Here is a 15,051-nt window from a genome sequence, read left to right as displayed (position 1 = left end):
GGAGAGATCATGGCCACCAACGACCCGTTCCGCGACCTCGACCGCCTCGCGTCGGCGCTCTTCGACACGACGCGCCGCGGACCGCGCCGCATGCCGATGGACCTGTACCGCGACGGCGACCACTACGTGCTCACGGCCGACCTGCCGGGAATCGACCCGGGCTCGGTCGACATCGACGTCGACGGCCAGCTGCTCACGATCCGCGCGGAGCGCACGCTGCCGTCGGGCGAGGGCGTCACGTGGATCACGCGCGAGCGCGAGGCCGCGTCGTTCCTGCGTCAGCTGAGCCTAGGCCAGGGCGTCGACACCGAGCGGATCTCGGCGAACTACAACAATGGGGTGCTCAGCGTCACCATCCCCGTGAGCGAGAAGGCCAAGCCGCGCAAGATCTCGGTCGAGACCGCCGACAGCGCCCGCACCGTGCAGGTGCCCGAGGCGTCGCACGCGGTCACGGGCGGATCGAACGCCTCGTCGGGCTCGGGCGGTTCCGGCGACGGCGTGCAGCCGGTCGAGTCGTGACCGACGACGGGGTGCGGATCACCCGCAACGACGACGCGAGTCGCTACGAGCTGTTCCTCGGGAGCGAGTTCGCCGGCTTCGCCGAGTACCGACTCCGGCCGGGCCGGATCGTCTTCATCCACACGGTGATCGATCCGACCTTCAAGGGCCAGGGCCTCGGCAGCCGGCTCGCCCGTTACGTGCTCGACGACGCGGTCGCTCGCGGCGAGCGCATCGTGCCGCGATGCCCGTTCATCGCCGCCTACCTGCGCGAGCACTCCGGCTGGGAGGCTTCGGTCGACTGGCCCGCCGAGGCGCCGAGCACCTGAGCGAGTCGGGATCCGGGGCGGTGGCTCCGGATCCTGACCCCCGCTCGGGGCACTGGTCGCTGAACCGCACCCGGCGTTACGATTCCTCAATACCCCGAGTCGGGAACCCGACCCGACACGTCGTCGCACCGCGACGCCGCGACCGCCATGTCCCAGCACGGTCGCTCGGGAGGTTGGCTCGCCGAGCTCAGTTCGGGTCGCTCGGCGGGGAGGGCCTCCTGTGAGGCCGCGGTGGGGCGGGAGGTAGGGTTCCCGCCCCACCGTCATGCCCGGGCGCGGGCCGTCGCCCCACGCGGGCTCAGGCTCGACCGTTGCGAGGGCCGGGCGAGCTTGCGCGGTGCCGAGCGTCCTGCGCGAGGCGCAGCCGGTCGCAGAGATCGGTGAGCTCTCGCAGGTCGTCGTCGCCGAGCGCACCGCCGACCCGTTCCGTGATCGCCTGCACATGGTGCATCGCGGCGCGGCGGAACTCCTCGAAGCCCTTGGGCGTGAGCTGCACGATCGTGCCCCGACCGTCGAGCGGGTCATCGGTCTTCTCGACGAACCCGCGGGCCACCAGGCGGTCGACGAGACGGCTGACGCTCGGCTGCGAGATGAGCACGTGCCGGTTGAGGTCCTTCAGGCGCAGCCGACGGCCGGGCGCCCGCGAGATGTTGAAGAGGACGTCGTACTCGTTGAGCGACATCAGGTCGGTCGGGAACTCGGCCGAGAGGCCCCGCATGATCGAGACCTGTGCGCGGAAGAGGGCCTCCCACGCCGCCACGGCCGTCGCGCGATCAGCCACGCGTGCTCCCTCCATCGGATGCGGCGACCGGGGATGTCCGCCGACGGATCCGACAATAGCCAACACGATCCCGGCGCGGGCGGAGCCTCGGCGAAGGGGCGAGAGGTGTGCCCCGAAGACGGGGCACGACGCTCAGCCGGAAACGGTTGAGGGCCGGTCGTAGAGGCTGACGACCGGCCCTCGCCCTTGCACCAAGAGTGTCCTGCAATCACATTCCGCACCGGCCGCCACAGCAAACAACCGGTGCACGATGAATATATAACGGATCGGTAACGGGCGCTAGATCTGTGTGCCTCGAATGCGGGGGAATTTCCGGAGCGGCGGCCCGCTCCGTCCGTCACGCCGGCCCTCGGCGATTCCGGGCGGCTCGACGATCTCGGACTCGCGGGGCACGCCGACGGTCTCCCCATTCTGCGTCATCGCACCTCGGAAACGGAAGGCGATCGGCAGTCCAGTCGCACCCGCCCAGTCGACCGAGTCGGTGGCCTGGACGTGGACGTGCGGCTGCGTGCTGTTGCCCGAATTGCCGCACTCGCCGAGCACGTCGCCTGCGGCGACGACATCGCCGACTTCGGCGCGAACGCTGCCCCGGCGGAGGTGCACGAGCGCCACGTACGGTCCGCTCGGACCGAGCGCGAGGATCACGTGATTCCCCGCGATCGCGTTCGGCCCCGCGCGCAGGCGGCCTGCCTGCCCGAGCACGTACGGCACGAGCGTGAGCTGGGAGCGCCGGGCCTCGTGGTCGGCCTCGCCGTCATGCGCTGCGACGACCGTGCCCGCGATGGGCGCCAGGATCGGCAGGCCGAAGCCGAGGAACGCCTCGGGCGGCTCGACCGCGAGCCACGACCTCCAGTTCGAGGGCGCCGACCGGCCGTGCTCGTCGACCGCGATGAAATCGATCGCGTAGGTCGTGCCGAGCGCGTGCGTGCCGTGGCTCGGCACACGCCGCGCGGGACTGTTGCGCGCGAGCCACCGGCCCCGGAACGGCAGGTCGAGCACGATCGGGTTCGTCGTCACGCGGTCCTCCTCGCCAGCGCCTCCCATGCTGCCCGATTCCGCGCGGATGGCGCAGCAGCGCCGTGCTCGGACGGCGGCACGATCGCGCGGCCATCAGGCACCGTGCGGGCGGGCGGATACTGGGTGCGTGCGAACGAGGGCGACCACCGCCGACCGCTCGGTGCGCGCCGATGAGCGCCGGATCGCGGCACCGGCCGAGATCGACGCGCGGCTTCGAGCGCACATGGCACATCTCCGTCTCGCGGGGCTCGCGGTCGCGGTGGTGGGGCGCGAGGGCGTGCGGTTCGCGCGCGCGTACGGCCGCGCGCGCCGCGACGGCGCCCCGATGACCCTCGACACGCCCATGGTCATCGGGTCCACCGGCAAGCAGTTCGCGGGGCTCGCGATCCAAGCGCTCGTCGCGCACCGGCGGCTGCGCCTCGACGACACCGTCGCCGAACTGCTGCCGCACCTCGGCGGCGCCGTGGGTGCTTTCGTCGACGTGACCGTCCAGCAGTTGCTCGCCCACCGTTCCGGCCTGTCTCGGGCGTCGGGCCTGGACGTCTTCCGGCTGCGTCCGGCGGCGCAGACCATCCGCGATCAGGCGCGTCACCTGCTGCGGGCCCAGCCGATCGCGAGGCCGGGCGATCGGTTCGCGTACTCGAACGCGAACTACGTCGTCCTCGGCGCCATCCTCGAGGCCGTCACCGGAGGAACCTACGAGTCGGCATTGCAGGACCTCGTGGCCGGGCCGCTCGGGCTCGTCGCGACGACGGCCGACCTGCAACGTGCACGCGAGGCCGGGCTCGCCGAGGGCGAATACACGTGGTTCCGCCTGGCCAACGCCCGCACGCCGGCGAGCGTGGCGGAGGCGACCGCGCCGGCGGGGTACCTCGCCTCGACGGCGCGCGACCTGGCGGTGCTGCTGCGAGCGCATCTCGGCGGCCCGACGGGACTGCATGCGTCCGTGCTCGAGGCGGCTCGTGCACCCTTGGGCGATGCGGTGCCGCCGGCCGAGTACGCGAGCGGATGGATCGTCCGAGCGCTCCCCGAGGGCGCGGGCGTGGTCGATGGTGCCCGCGGCGGGCGCCCACCGCAGCTGTGGGAGCACGACGGCGACAGCCTCCGCACGATGTCGTACCTCGCGCTCGTCCCCGAGCTCGACGTCGGACTCGCGATGCTCACGAACACCGCCCTCGGCACCGACGGCCGTCGCTTCACCGTGCTGAGCACCGAACTGCTGCACGACGTGCTGGGCATCCCGAGCCCGCCTCGACGCCACGATCCGTTCCTCGCCGCGGTGCCGGTGTTCTTCGCCCTGCCGGTGCTCCAGGTCGCGGGATCGACGTGGACGGTCGCCTCCGCGCGTCGGGCGAGACCGTCACGAGCCGCCGGTCGTCCGGTCGCCGCCGCGGTCGCCCTCGCGCTCGCGACGGCCGGCCTCGTCACGGCGTTCGTCGTCGTCCCGCGTCGAACCCGGTCGCGAGCGACCGATTCATGGTGGTGGGTCGCCGTGCCTGATCTGGCCGTGTCGGTCGCGGCGAGCGTCGCCGCGGCGGTGGGAACGCTCGTGCTCCATGCGGGCCCAGCGCTCCGACTCGCCCGTCAGAAGACGTCGGGGCTCGGCGTGGAGGCCTGGCGGATCGACACGTCGGCGTGGCGGTCGAAGCGGTAGCCCACGCCCCGGACGGTGCGCACGATGTCCTGGTAGTGGGCGAGCTTCGAGCGCAGGCGGCGCACGTGCACGTCGATCGTGCGCTCGTTGGGCACGTCGTCCTCGCCCGACCAGAGGCCGTCGATGAGCTCGTGCCGGTCGATCGTGCGGCCCTCGCGCAGCACGAGGTACTGCAGCAGCTCGAACTCCTTGTAGGTGAGGCCGGCCGCCTCGCCGTCGAGCAGGACGCGCTTGCGCGAGATGTCGATGATGACGCCGTCGGGGTGCCGATCGGCGTCGTCGCTGAGTCCCTGCGACTCGCGCTGCCGGGCGAGCGCGGTCGGGTCCTGGAGTGCGAGGCGCACGACGTCGACGTCGCGGCCGCCGGCGCCCTCGGGTGCCAGCGCGACCGCGGCGTAGGTTTCGGCCGAGGGTGCGACCTCGGCGGTCAGGTTGCGGATGGCCTCGACCAGGCGGTGCAGGGTCGTGCCGTCGGCGGTGGCCTTGGCCTCGTCGAGGCCGACGTAGAGCACGAAGCCGCGGGCCTCGGTGCCCTCGGGCACGGCCCGGACGCGCGGCGCGGCCTGGGCGGGAGCCGGGGACGGGGCGGCGGCCGGTGTGGCGACGCCGGCGTGGACGGCCGGCGCGGTGGCCACCGGTGCCGCCGGGCGCGCCGGCTGCGGCGCGTAGGCGGCCGGATGCGTCGAGCGCACGGCGGGGTGGGTCGGACGGGCGGCGGGAGCAAGTGCGAGAGACATGGCGGATCCTTGTGCTGAAGATGCGTCGACGACCCACTCGAGGGGTCGGAAGCGAATGGCCGGTGTGGCCGGGAGAACCCGGATTGGCATCGGGTTCGACGGAGCCGCGCCGATCGGGATGTGATCAGTCGCGAGACTCGGCGGTGGGTTCGCTGGTCAGCGGCACATTCGACAACACATGGACGCACGCGCCGACATCATCATGTCGGCAGACCCGTTCACCTCGCGGGTGGTCAGGATGCGTGCGGTGTCAGTCATGGGCGAAAGTCAAACCGAGGTTCGAGGATGTGTCAAACCGTGACGGTCGCGTGACGCCGCGTGACGTCGCACGCGGTGCGCGAGAGGTTCGGCGGAAGCGGCAGTTCCGTTCGAACCGGAGTGACCCACGAAGATCCTGCGACGCAACGCGGATTCATCGAATTCCGAGATTCGGATGCCGCGTCGGCGTGTCTCACGACGCAGATCCTGCGACGTGAGGCGGCCGACGCGCGGAGGAAACACGACCGGCCGCCCGCGACCGCGGCGAATCAGACGGTGCCGTAGAGCCGGTCGCCGGCGTCGCCCAGGCCGGGCACGATGTACCCGACCTCGTTGAGTCGCTCGTCGACCGCGCCGAGCACGATCGACACCTCGCGCCCGTGCAGCGCCTCCTCGACGGCCTTCAGCCCCTCTGGCGCGGCGAGGATGCAGATGGCCGTGACATCCGTCGCGCCGCGCTGCAGCAGGAACTCGATCGCCGCCGTGAGCGAGCCGCCGGTGGCGAGCATCGGGTCGAGCACGAAGCACTGGCGGCCGCTGAGGTCGTCGGGCAGGCGCTCGGCGTACGTGGTCGGTTCGAGCGTCTCCTCGTTGCGTGCCATGCCGAGGAAGCCGACCTCGGCGCTCGGCAGCAGCTTGACCATGCCCTCGAGCATGCCGAGGCCCGCACGCAGGATCGGCACGATGAGCGGCTTCGGCTCGGCGATGCGAACGCCCGTGGTCGGTGCCACGGGCGTCACGATGTCGACCGGCTCGACACGCACTTCTCGGGTGCCCTCGTAGGCGAGGAGCGTCATGAGCTCCTCGACGAGCGAGCGGAACACGGGCGACGGCGTGTTCTCGTCGCGAAGCACCGTCAGCTTGTGGGTGATGAGCGGGTGGTCGGCCACGTGGACTCGCATAGGCTGCAGTCTAGTTGCGGGGGTTCCGCCATGGAGAAGGGCGAGGGGATGCCGGTGCAGCTGCCCGAGCACGCGGACTGGATGCGACTCGCGCTCGCCGAGGCATCCGCCGCCCTTGCGACCGGCGACGTACCGGTGGGCGCCGTGGTCGTGCGCGACGGCGCGGTGATCGCGACCGGACGCAACGAGCGCGAGCTCCACGAGGACCCCACCGCGCACGCCGAGATGCTCGCCATCCGCGAGGCCGCCCGCGCGACAGGCGATCGGCACCTGACCGACTGCACGCTCGTCGTCACGCTCGAGCCGTGCATCATGTGCGCGGGCGCGATCGTCGCCGCACGCATCCCCACGGTCGTGTTCGGCGCGTGGGACGAGAAGGCCGGCGCCGCCGGCTCGCTCTACGACGTGCTGCGCGACCGCCGGCTCAATCACCGGGTCGAGGTCTACGCCGGCGTCGAAGCGGACGCGGCATCCCGCCTGCTTCTCGACTTCTTCGCCGACCCCGCCCGTCGGCCGGCCGTCGACTGAACGGCAGCGGCTCAGCTCGCGAGGCGCTCCGGGCGACGCGTTGCCGCGAGCCCGTCGAGGAACTCGCCGAGGATGGCGCGCGACGCCGCCTCGGCGGCCGGCCCGCACTCGGCCTGCAGCTCGCGCATGCGCTCGACCGAGAGTCCGTACTCGGGCAGCTCGTCGCCCCACGCCTCGAGCCAGTCCTCGTGGATCGCGGGCGTGACCTCGGGGTGGAACTGCACCGCGAGCATCCAGTCACCGCGTCGGAAGGCCTGGTTCGGGTAGGCGGGCGACGACGCCAGGCGTTCCACTCCCTCGGGCAGGTCGAAGGTGTCGCCGTGCCACTGCACGAACCGGACGCCGCGCGCATGGCGCACGGGCGAGGCGTCGCCGGCGTCGGTGGGGTCGACGCCGAGCCAGCCCACCTCCTTGCGCGCGCCCTGGTACACGCGCGCGCCGAGCGCGGACGCGAGCATCTGCGCACCGAGGCAGACCCCGAACACGGGCGCCTCCGCCTCGATCCGCTGCCGCAGCAGTTCGATCTCGTGGCCGACGTACGGATAGGTGTCGGCCTGGTACGCGGCCTCATCGCCGCCGAGCACCACGAGCAGGTCGGGGGCGAGCGCGTCGATGGCCGTGACATCCGCATGCGGCGCGTCGACGACGCGCACCTCGTACCCGTGCTCCTCGAGCACCGGGCCGAGGTTGCCGAGCCCGATGGCGGAATCGTGGCGCAGCACCAGGGCGACGGGGCGGCCGGCCGTGCCCGCGACCGCGGTCATTCGAGCCCCTTGATGACGATCGCGTCGGTCGGCGGCGCCTGTTCGTTCGGATCGACGTAGATGTCGGGTTCGAGGTAGATGACCCGCGCGGATGGCACGGCCTCGCGCACGCGCTGCTCGATCACGTTGATCGCGGTCGACACCTCGGCGAGGCTCTCGTGCGGCTGGAAGCCCAGCTTGGCGGCCACGAGGAGCTCGTCGGGGCCGAGGTAGAGGGTCTTCATGTGGATGATGCGCTCGGCTTCGGGCCCGGAGAGGATCGCCGACTGGATCTTGTCGAGGTCGGCCTCGTTCGCCCCCTCGCCGACGAGCAGGCTCTTCGTCTCGATGCCGAGGATGATCGCGATGACGATCAGGAGCGTGCCGATCATGAGCGTGCCGATCGCATCGAAGATCGTGTTGCCCGTGATGATGGTCAGCCCCACGCCGAACAGGGCGAACACGAGGCCGAGCAGCGCGGCGACATCCTCGAGCAGCACGACGGGGAGCTCGGGCGCCTTGGCATGACGCACGAACTGCACCCAGCCCTGCTTGCCGCGGATCTCGTTGGACTCCTTGACCGCGGTGCTCAGCGAGAACGACTCGAGGACGATCGCGATGACCAGCACGACGATCGGCACCCACGCATTCTCGAGGGCGTGCGGGTGCTGGATCTTCTCGACGCCCTCGTAGATCGAGAACAGGCCGCCGACCGAGAACAGGATGATCGACACGACGAACGCGTACACGTACCGCTCGCGCCCGTAGCCGAACGGGTGGGCGCGGTCGGCGCGCTTCTTGGCCTGGCGTCCGCCGAAGAAGAGCAGCAGCTGGTTCCCGGCATCGGCGACCGAGTGCACGGCCTCGGCGAGCATCGAGGCGGACCCCGACACCAGCCATGCGATGAACTTGGTCACGGCGATGCCTGTGTTGGCGAGGAATGCCGCCAGGATCGCCTTCGTGCCACCGGATGCGCTCATGGCGACAATCCTAGGATGGTCGCCATGACCTCCCGCCAGCCGGTTGACCGGCCGATCGAGCTGCCGTCCATCGCGTTCCTCGGGGCCGGCTCGATGGCCCGGGCCATCCTGGCAGGGCTGCTGCAGCCGCACGTCACGGTGGCCGGCGGCATCCGCACGACCAACCGCAGTGCCGCGCGCGCCGCCGAGTTCGACGCCGAGCCGCGCGTGACCGCGTACGCGACCGAGGCGGATGCCGCGGCCAACCGGCGTGCGGTCGCCGGCGCGAAGCTCGTGGTCGTCGCGGTCAAGCCCGCGATGGTGCCCGACCTGCTCGACGAGATCGCCGACGCGCTGGAGCCGGGCAGCGTGGTCGTCTCGGTCGCGGCCGGCGTGACGGTCGCGACGTTCGAAGCCCACCTGCCGTCGCACGTCTCGGTGGTCCGCACGATGCCGAACACGCCCGCGGTCGTCGGCCGTGCGGTGACCGGGGTGTCGGCGGGCACGCGCTCCTCCGGGGCCGACCTCGCGCTCGTCGTGTCGCTGTTCGAGACCGTCGGCGAGGTGCTCGTCGTGCCCGAGTCGCAGCTCGACGCGCTCTCGACGATCTCCGGGTCGGGTCCCGCCTACGTCTTCCTGCTCATCGAGGAGCTCACGAAGTCGGCGATCGCGAAGGGCTTCACCCGCGAGGAAGCGGCCGTGATGGTGCAGGGCACGTTCCGCGGCGCGAGCGAGCTGCTCGCGGCATCCGGCGACGACCCCGCCGAGCTGCGCCGCCGCGTCACGAGCCCCAAGGGCACCACCGAGCGCGCGATCGCGGTCCTGCAGGAGGCCGATCTCTCGGCCCTCTTCGACCGCGCGACCGACGCCGCGCTCGCTCGCGCGAGGGAACTCGCTGCCGGCGCTTAGCCGCGCGGGTTGCGCTCGAGCAGCACCATCACCTCGAAGTGCGTGGTCTGCGGGAACATGTCGAAGACGCGCGCCTTGACGGGCCGTAGCGACGGCATCGCGGCGAGGTCCTTCGCCAGCGAGGCCGCGTTGCAGCTCGAGTAGAGCACGTGCGCCGTGTCCGAACGCTCCAGCCAGCCGGCGAGCTCGGCCCCGATGCCACGCCGCGGTGGGTTGACGACGACCAGGTCGGGGGCGGATGGCGCGGCGAGCGCGAACGCGGTGGCATCGCCCGCGGCGAAGCGCACGCGTGAGAGCGCGGCATCCGTTCGGCTCAGCTCGGCGCTCGCGACGGCCTCGACGCTCGTCTCGATGCCCGTGACCTCGGTGCCGCCGCCGGCGAGGTGGAGGGCGAAGCCGCCGACGCCGGAGTAGAGGTCCCACGCGTCCTCGGGCGCGAGGTCGCGGATCCAGTCGCGCGCCTCGGCGTAGAGCGCCTCGGCGATCGCCGTGTTCGTCTGGAAGAAGCTCTGCGGACGCAGGTGCATCGTCACGTCGTTCAGGCGCATCGGCAGCGTGTCGGCGTCGGTGAGCACGATCTCCTCGGCGCCCTCGAGCACGGCCTTGTGCTCGGGCAGGAGGTTCGCGGTGACGACGCGCGCCTGCGGCAGCTCGGCGAGCAGCGTCGGCATGTGCTTGCGCATGCGGCCGAGCGGCTCGCTCGAGCGCAGCACGAAGCGCACCATGAGCTCGCCATCGGGCGACTCGGTGACGATGACGTGCTTGAGCTCACCGCGGCGGGCGTTCACGTCGTACGGCGTGATCCTCGCGAGGGTGATGAACCTCGTCAGCACGGGGAACGCGGCTCGATGCCCGGGCGAGCAGATGCCGCACGCCTGCAGGTCGACTCCGAACCCGTCGGCGTCGAGGATGCCGATGGTCGGCGCGTCGACCGTGCCGCCGACCACCATCTTGGCCTTGTTCCGGTAGTCGCGCTCACGGCTGGCGGTGGCGGGAAGCCAGGCCGGCACGTCGAACGGCGCGAGGAGCTCCTCGGCGTGACGCTGCTTGTCGTCGAGCTGCAGCGGGTACGGCCGACCCATGAGCGAGCACGAACGGCATCGCCCCGCGTCGAAGTACGGGCACTGCACCGATCAAGGCTACGGCCGGCTCGCCGTCGACGCCGCCCGCAGCTCCTCCCACTCGCGCATGAGCTCGGGCATCCGGGCATCGATGAAGCGGTAGAACCGCGCCATCTCCCGCGCGCGGGTCGCCCCAGCCGCGTTCTCGTCGCCGATCGCGTCGGCCGCCCGGTCGCCCAGGTCGGCGATCACGCCGTAGACGGGACTCTTCGCCATGAGTGCGGTGTACCAGGCGTCGTCGAGGAACTCCCACCGATCGCGACGACTGCCCGCCTGGGGCACCCGGTGGAGGATGCCGATCTGGGCCAGGTACCGCACCGCACCCGAGATGGCCGCGGCGCTCACGCCGAGCTGTTCGCCGAGCTCGGACGCGGTGAGCCCTCCCGCGTCGGCGACGAGCAGGGCCATGAGCACGCGTGCCGGCATCCTCGGGAACCCGGCATTGGTGAGGACCGCGGCCGACTGCTCCACCGCGGACCTCAGGCCCTGCTCGTCGCGTGGCATCCGCTCAGTCTTTCATCCGCCCGAGGCCAGCTCGCGGCGACGCATCGACCACACGGCAAGCGCGGCGGCCGCCAGCGCGATGGCGAGCATCCAGAAGCCACCGGTCCAGTCGGTCTCACCACCGGACGGGACCGGTGAATGGGCGAACGGCGACAGGTTGATGAGCCACTCGGGGAGCTGGAGGATCGGCCCCCACGTGCCGAGGATCGCGGCGAGGCCGATGGCGGTCCATCCGACCGGGATCGTCGCGCGCGGCAGGAAGGCGAACACGACCAACGTGAAGCCGAGGAAGACCAGGCACGCGGGCAGTTGCGCGGCCGCCGCTTCGAGCACGTTCGGGACGAGCGATTCGGGATCGGCTGCGCTGCTCGCCCCTACGATGCCCGCGAGCGCGGCGGCGGCGAGCACGATCACGATGACGATGACGCCGACGATCCAGTACTCGAGCAGCCAACGGACGCGAGGGACGCGGGTGCCGAGCACGAGCTCGGCGGTGCCGTGGGCCTCCTCCTGCCGTGCCCGGATGCCCACCTGGATGGCGCAGCACGCGGCGAGGACGCCGACGAGCCCGTAGAAGACCCCCACGAAGGCCTCCTCGATCGTCGCGTCGCTGCCGATCGCCGAGCGGAGCGTCTCGAGCACCTGCGGCGTGTCGGTCGCCGCCTGGTTGATGACCGACGACAGCGAGGTCGCTAGCAATCCCGTCGCGATGCCGCCCGCCGTCCATGAGAGCAGGATGGCGGTGTTCAGCCGCCACGCGAGGCCGAACGAGCTGCCCAGCACGGGCCCGGCGGTCGCGCGGCCGGCGCGACCGGCCACCAGGCTCGCACCCTGGTCGCGCACCGCCTGCAGTCCGAACACGACGGCGATGAGCGCCGCGGCGAAGCCGAGCGGGACGAGCAACGGCGTCAGGTCGTTCTCGACGTAGGCGCCGGTGAACTGGCCGTACCCGATGGGGGAGAGCCAGCTCGGCCACGCGGGGGTGACGTGGAGCAGGTCCTCGGACGGCGTCCCCGCGGCATCCCCGATGCCACGCAGCAGGTAGGCGGCGAGCACGAAGGCGACCGACAGCCCGTTGGCTGCACGCGAGGTCCGGAACAGCTGGGCGGCGAACAGGCCGAACGCGAGGAAGGCGACGCCCGAGGCCGCGATCGCCGCGCCCCAGACGAACGAGCCGGTGGTGTCGAGGCCGTTCGCGATGAGCGCCACGGCGATGAAGAGGCCGAGGCCGATGTTCGCGAGCACGCCGTGGACGACGGTCGCGGTCGTCGGGAGGATGCGACCCGCCGGCGTCGCCGCGATCGCCTCGGCGCGACCCTGCTCCTCCTCCTGGCGCGTGTGGCGCACGGCGAGGAACGTGCTCATCAGCCCGCCCATGAGCGCGAGCCACGCGAAGAGGAGGAAGAAGGCGAACGCGCCATCATCCGTGCCGTTGGGCGTGCCGCGGAAGACGAGGATCGTGCGGGTCGCGACCGCGACGCCGAGGATCTCGCGTCGGTCGCTCTCCTCGCCGTACGTGGAGTACACCGCCGAGATCGAGCCGTATGCGAGCAGCGCGGTGCCGAGGATCCAGAGCGCGAGCTGCAGGCGGTCTCGACGGATGCGCTGCCGCAGCAGCACCATGAGCCTGGTCACGCCCGCGCCTCCTCCTCGACCGGGGCGAGCTCGTCGCCGTAGTGGCGCAGGAACAGGTCCTCGAGCGATGGCGGGGCCACCGTGAGGCCCTGCACCCCGAGTCGGCCGAGGTCGGGGAGGACCTCGGCGACACGTTCGCTGTCGACGGTGAACCGCACGCGGCCCTCGTCGATGACGAGGTCGTGGGCATCACGGATGGCGGCGACGTCGGCCTCCGTGGAGGGGTCGTGGATGAACGAGATCTCGGTGCGGGTCAGGTGACGCAGCTCGGTGAGCGTGCCGCTCTCGACGACCTTTCCGGCACGGATGATCGTCACGCGGTCGCAGAGCTCCTCGACCTCGGAGAGGATGTGGCTCGAGAGCAGCACCGTCGCGCCGTCACGGGCGACGCGATCGATCTCGCGGTTGAAGACCTGCTCCATGAGCGGGTCGAGGCCGCTCGTGGGCTCGTCGAGTACGTAGAGCTCGGCCGGAGACGCGAATGCCGCCACGAGCGCCACCTTCTGCCGGTTGCCCTTCGAGTAGGCGCGGCCCTTCTTGCGCGGGTCGAGCTGGAACTCCTCGAGCAGCCGCTCCTTGCGCTCCCCGTACGCGGCGCGGTCGGTCATCCCCCCGCGGAGCTTCGTGAGCAGGTCGATCGCCTCGCCGCCCGTGAAGTTCGGCCAGAGCGCGACGTCTCCGGGCACGTAGGCGACCCGCCGATGCAGCTCGGCGGCGTCGGTCCACGGGTCGCGGCCGAAGAGCGTCGCCTCGCCGGCGGACGCGCGCGCCAGCCCGAGCAGGATGCGGATGGTCGTCGACTTCCCCGCGCCGTTCGGGCCGAGGAAGCCATGGATCTCGCCGGACTCGACGGTGAAGTCGAGCCCGTCGAGTGCGATGGTGCGCCCGAAGCGCTTCTCGAGCCCTCGGGTGCGGATCACGGTGGTCATGGTCGCGATGCTACGCGCGATTCACAAAGTTGTGAATCCTTCTAACGAAACCCTAACGGTCGCCCGTCGCCGACCCGTCGGTGACCCAGTCGGGCTCATCGGCGTAGTGACGCAGGAAGAGCTCCTCGAGCGAGGGCGGTGCGACCGTCAGGCCCCGCACGCCCAGGCGACCGAGTTCGGGAAGCAGGTGCGGGACGCGGTCGCTGTCGACCGAGAAGCGGACGCGACCGTGGTCGACCACGAGGTCGTGCGCTCCCGCGATGGCGGCGAGCGCCGCATCGTGTCCGGGCTCGTGAATGAACGCGATCTCCGATCGGGTCAGGTGACGCAGGTCGGCGAGCGTTCCCGATTCCACCAGCCTTCCGGCCCGGATGATGCTGACCCGATCGCACAGCACCTCGACCTCGGAGAGGATGTGGCTCGAGAGGAGCACCGTCGCGCCATCCGCCGCCACGCGTGCGATCTCGCGGTTGAACACCTGCTCCATGAGGGGGTCGAGGCCGCTCGTGGGCTCGTCGAGCAGGTAGAGGTCGGCCGGTGTCGCGAACGCGGCCACGAGCGCGACCTTCTGCCGGTTGCCCTTCGAGTACGCGCGGCCCTTCGCGCGCGGGTCGAGCTGGAACGCGTCGAGGAGGCGCTGCCGGCGCTCGCCGTAGGCCCGGCGGTCCGACCGGCCGCCGCGCAGCCGCGTCAGCAGGTCGATCGACTCGGAGCCCGACAGGTTCGGCCAGAGGCCGACATCGCCGGGAACGTACGCCACGCGGTGGTGGAGCTCCGAGGCATGCCGCCACGCGTCCCGCCCGAACAGTTCGGCGACGCCGCCGCTCGGCCGAGCGAGGCCGAGCAGGATCCGGATCGTCGTCGACTTGCCCGCACCGTTCGGGCCGAGGAAGCCGTGGATCTCACCCTCGCCCACCGAAAGGTCCAGGCCGTCGAGCGCGATGACCGGCCCGAAGCGCTTCACCAGGCCCCGGGTGCGGATGACGTCGGCCATGCGCCGGATGCTACGCCGGGGTGGCCGTGCCGAAAGGGGACCAACGGCACTCACTGCCGTGTCCTCGAGGGCTCGCGCGACGGGTACGCTCGCGTCATGGGTTCGCTCGACGTCATCGCGCTCGTGAGCGAGGTGGTCGCGTGGATCACGCTCGTCGGCGGCGGGCTCTGCCTGCTCGCGTTCGCGTTCGCGCGGATGGCTGACGGCACGTGGGAGCCCACCGACGCGGTCCTCGTCGACGCGGGCGGCGATGACGGCACGCGCGTGCGCTGGTTCGCCGAGGGCGAATTCCACGAACGCGGGCTCGAACCCGACGAGCACTCGCATGTCGTCGGCACCGAGACGCAGCCCGCGTTCTATCGTCGGCGCACCCCCGAGCGGCTGCGCTTCGAGGCCGACTCGCCCGTGCCGCGCCTCCTCGGCACGCTCGCGGTCATCCTGCTCGTGATCGGCGTGATCGCGACGATCGTGTCGACCCTCGCGGGCGACGCCGCCTGAGCTGCGGCCTCACCGGTCGCCACGGCCGGGGCGACGGATGGCACGCCCGCCCGCC

General features: G+C 71.6%; 17 protein-coding genes. 6 read left to right on the top strand and 11 right to left on the bottom strand.

The window, feature by feature from the left end; genetic code table 11:
- The first annotated feature begins 9 nt into the window (after nt 1-9).
- Both BLT99_RS13005 and BLT99_RS13000 read left to right on the top strand, forming a co-directional pair.
- The gene (locus BLT99_RS13005) at nt 10-519 is read left to right on the top strand and encodes an Hsp20/alpha crystallin family protein (RefSeq protein WP_229724388.1); all 510 of its coding nucleotides are present in this window, start codon (nt 10-12) and stop codon (nt 517-519) included.
- Nucleotides 516-827 carry a GNAT family N-acetyltransferase gene (locus BLT99_RS13000; RefSeq protein WP_092673215.1) on the top strand — a complete coding sequence of 104 codons (312 nt, stop codon included), beginning with the start codon at nt 516-518 and terminating at the stop codon, nt 825-827. The genes BLT99_RS13005 and BLT99_RS13000 overlap by 4 nt, the downstream gene beginning before the upstream one ends.
- A gap of 298 nt (nt 828-1,125) precedes the next feature.
- On the opposite strand, the gene BLT99_RS12995 is transcribed toward BLT99_RS13000, so the two are convergent.
- Nucleotides 1,126-1,608 carry a MarR family winged helix-turn-helix transcriptional regulator gene (locus BLT99_RS12995; RefSeq protein ID WP_229724386.1) on the bottom strand — a complete coding sequence of 161 codons (483 nt, stop codon included), beginning with the start codon at nt 1,606-1,608 and terminating at the stop codon, nt 1,126-1,128.
- 279 nt (nt 1,609-1,887) lie between these two features.
- On the bottom strand, nt 1,888-2,625 hold the full coding sequence (locus BLT99_RS12990; protein ID WP_229724384.1) for a M23 family metallopeptidase: 738 nt from the start codon (nt 2,623-2,625) through the stop codon (nt 1,888-1,890).
- Between the two features lie 127 nt (nt 2,626-2,752).
- Between BLT99_RS12990 and BLT99_RS12985 the strand changes: the two genes are divergently transcribed.
- A complete protein-coding gene (locus tag BLT99_RS12985) occupies nt 2,753-4,279 on the top strand; it encodes a serine hydrolase domain-containing protein (RefSeq protein WP_157674997.1) in 1,527 nt (508 codons plus the stop codon).
- Here BLT99_RS12985 and BLT99_RS12980 read toward each other — a convergent pair.
- Nucleotides 4,210-5,016: a winged helix-turn-helix domain-containing protein gene (locus tag BLT99_RS12980; RefSeq protein WP_092673203.1), complete on the bottom strand. Its 807-nt coding sequence runs from the start codon at nt 5,014-5,016 to the stop codon at nt 4,210-4,212. The genes BLT99_RS12985 and BLT99_RS12980 overlap by 70 nt on opposite strands.
- Before the next feature lie 527 nt (nt 5,017-5,543).
- Nucleotides 5,544-6,176, bottom strand: a complete 633-nt coding sequence (upp, locus tag BLT99_RS12975; protein ID WP_092673200.1) for a uracil phosphoribosyltransferase — start codon at nt 6,174-6,176, stop codon at nt 5,544-5,546.
- Nucleotides 6,177-6,224: 48 nt separating this feature from the next.
- Here upp and tadA point away from each other — a divergent pair, with 48 nt between their 5' ends.
- A complete protein-coding gene (tadA, locus tag BLT99_RS12970; RefSeq protein ID WP_092676328.1) occupies nt 6,225-6,704 on the top strand; it encodes a tRNA adenosine(34) deaminase TadA in 480 nt (159 codons plus the stop codon).
- A gap of 11 nt (nt 6,705-6,715) precedes the next feature.
- Here tadA and BLT99_RS12965 read toward each other — a convergent pair whose 3' ends face one another.
- Together BLT99_RS12965 and BLT99_RS12960 are read right to left on the bottom strand one after the other, a co-directional pair.
- The gene (locus BLT99_RS12965) at nt 6,716-7,468 is read right to left on the bottom strand and encodes a glutamine amidotransferase-related protein (RefSeq protein ID WP_092673197.1); all 753 of its coding nucleotides are present in this window, start codon (nt 7,466-7,468) and stop codon (nt 6,716-6,718) included.
- Nucleotides 7,465-8,427 carry a cation diffusion facilitator family transporter gene (locus tag BLT99_RS12960; RefSeq protein WP_092673194.1) on the bottom strand — a complete coding sequence of 321 codons (963 nt, stop codon included), beginning with the start codon at nt 8,425-8,427 and terminating at the stop codon, nt 7,465-7,467. Before BLT99_RS12960 ends, BLT99_RS12965 begins: the two co-directional genes overlap by 4 nt.
- Nucleotides 8,428-8,451: 24 nt before the next feature.
- Here BLT99_RS12960 and proC point away from each other — a divergent pair, with 24 nt between their 5' ends.
- Nucleotides 8,452-9,315, top strand: a complete 864-nt coding sequence (gene proC / locus BLT99_RS12955) for a pyrroline-5-carboxylate reductase (RefSeq protein ID WP_092673190.1) — start codon at nt 8,452-8,454, stop codon at nt 9,313-9,315.
- On the opposite strand, the gene rlmC is transcribed toward proC, so the two are convergent.
- The 5 genes from rlmC to BLT99_RS12930 are packed head-to-tail and all read right to left on the bottom strand — an operon-like array spanning nt 9,312 to nt 14,498.
- The gene (gene rlmC / locus BLT99_RS12950; protein ID WP_092673187.1) at nt 9,312-10,445 is read right to left on the bottom strand and encodes a 23S rRNA (uracil(747)-C(5))-methyltransferase RlmC; all 1,134 of its coding nucleotides are present in this window, start codon (nt 10,443-10,445) and stop codon (nt 9,312-9,314) included. The genes proC and rlmC overlap by 4 nt on opposite strands.
- A gap of 9 nt (nt 10,446-10,454) precedes the next feature.
- Nucleotides 10,455-10,940, bottom strand: a complete 486-nt coding sequence (locus tag BLT99_RS12945; protein WP_092673184.1) for a GbsR/MarR family transcriptional regulator — start codon at nt 10,938-10,940, stop codon at nt 10,455-10,457.
- Between the two features lie 12 nt (nt 10,941-10,952).
- The gene (locus BLT99_RS12940; RefSeq protein WP_092673181.1) at nt 10,953-12,575 is read right to left on the bottom strand and encodes an ABC transporter permease; all 1,623 of its coding nucleotides are present in this window, start codon (nt 12,573-12,575) and stop codon (nt 10,953-10,955) included.
- Nucleotides 12,572-13,504 carry an ABC transporter ATP-binding protein gene (locus tag BLT99_RS12935; RefSeq protein ID WP_172802980.1) on the bottom strand — a complete coding sequence of 311 codons (933 nt, stop codon included), beginning with the start codon at nt 13,502-13,504 and terminating at the stop codon, nt 12,572-12,574. The genes BLT99_RS12940 and BLT99_RS12935 overlap by 4 nt, the downstream gene beginning before the upstream one ends.
- Nucleotides 13,505-13,556: 52 nt before the next feature.
- Nucleotides 13,557-14,498: an ABC transporter ATP-binding protein gene (locus BLT99_RS12930; RefSeq protein WP_092673178.1), complete on the bottom strand. Its 942-nt coding sequence runs from the start codon at nt 14,496-14,498 to the stop codon at nt 13,557-13,559.
- A 96-nt stretch (nt 14,499-14,594) separates the two neighbouring features.
- Here BLT99_RS12930 and BLT99_RS12925 point away from each other — a divergent pair, with 96 nt between their 5' ends.
- Complete coding sequence (locus BLT99_RS12925) at nt 14,595-14,996, top strand: hypothetical protein (RefSeq protein ID WP_092673175.1); 402 nt, start codon at nt 14,595-14,597, stop codon at nt 14,994-14,996.
- The last annotated feature ends 55 nt before the right edge of the window (nt 14,997-15,051 follow it).

Origin of the sequence: Agromyces flavus (assembly GCF_900104685.1) — a bacterium.
Taxonomy (GTDB): Bacteria; Actinomycetota; Actinomycetes; order Actinomycetales; family Microbacteriaceae; genus Agromyces; species Agromyces flavus.
The sequence above is the reverse complement of the archived record's forward strand: the minus strand, read 5'-3'. Positions and strand labels throughout refer to the sequence as shown.

Excerpts from the sequence above, each read along its gene's own strand:
- BLT99_RS13005 (WP_229724388.1), top strand. The coding sequence starts at position 10 with ATGGCCACCAACGACCCGTTCCGCGACCTCGACCGCCTCGCGTCGGCG.
- tadA (WP_092676328.1), top strand. The coding sequence starts at position 6,225 with ATGCCGGTGCAGCTGCCCGAGCACGCGGACTGGATGCGACTCGCGCTC.
- BLT99_RS12930 (WP_092673178.1), bottom strand. The coding sequence starts at position 14,498 with ATGGCCGACGTCATCCGCACCCGGGGCCTGGTGAAGCGCTTCGGGCCG.
- proC (WP_092673190.1), top strand. The coding sequence starts at position 8,452 with ATGACCTCCCGCCAGCCGGTTGACCGGCCGATCGAGCTGCCGTCCATC.
- BLT99_RS12925 (WP_092673175.1), top strand. The coding sequence starts at position 14,595 with ATGGGTTCGCTCGACGTCATCGCGCTCGTGAGCGAGGTGGTCGCGTGG.
- BLT99_RS12935 (WP_172802980.1), bottom strand. The coding sequence starts at position 13,504 with ATGACCACCGTGATCCGCACCCGAGGGCTCGAGAAGCGCTTCGGGCGC.
- BLT99_RS12945 (WP_092673184.1), bottom strand. The coding sequence starts at position 10,940 with ATGCCACGCGACGAGCAGGGCCTGAGGTCCGCGGTGGAGCAGTCGGCC.
- BLT99_RS12960 (WP_092673194.1), bottom strand. The coding sequence starts at position 8,427 with ATGAGCGCATCCGGTGGCACGAAGGCGATCCTGGCGGCATTCCTCGCC.
- BLT99_RS12965 (WP_092673197.1), bottom strand. The coding sequence starts at position 7,468 with ATGACCGCGGTCGCGGGCACGGCCGGCCGCCCCGTCGCCCTGGTGCTG.
- BLT99_RS12980 (WP_092673203.1), bottom strand. The coding sequence starts at position 5,016 with ATGTCTCTCGCACTTGCTCCCGCCGCCCGTCCGACCCACCCCGCCGTG.
- upp (WP_092673200.1), bottom strand. The coding sequence starts at position 6,176 with ATGCGAGTCCACGTGGCCGACCACCCGCTCATCACCCACAAGCTGACG.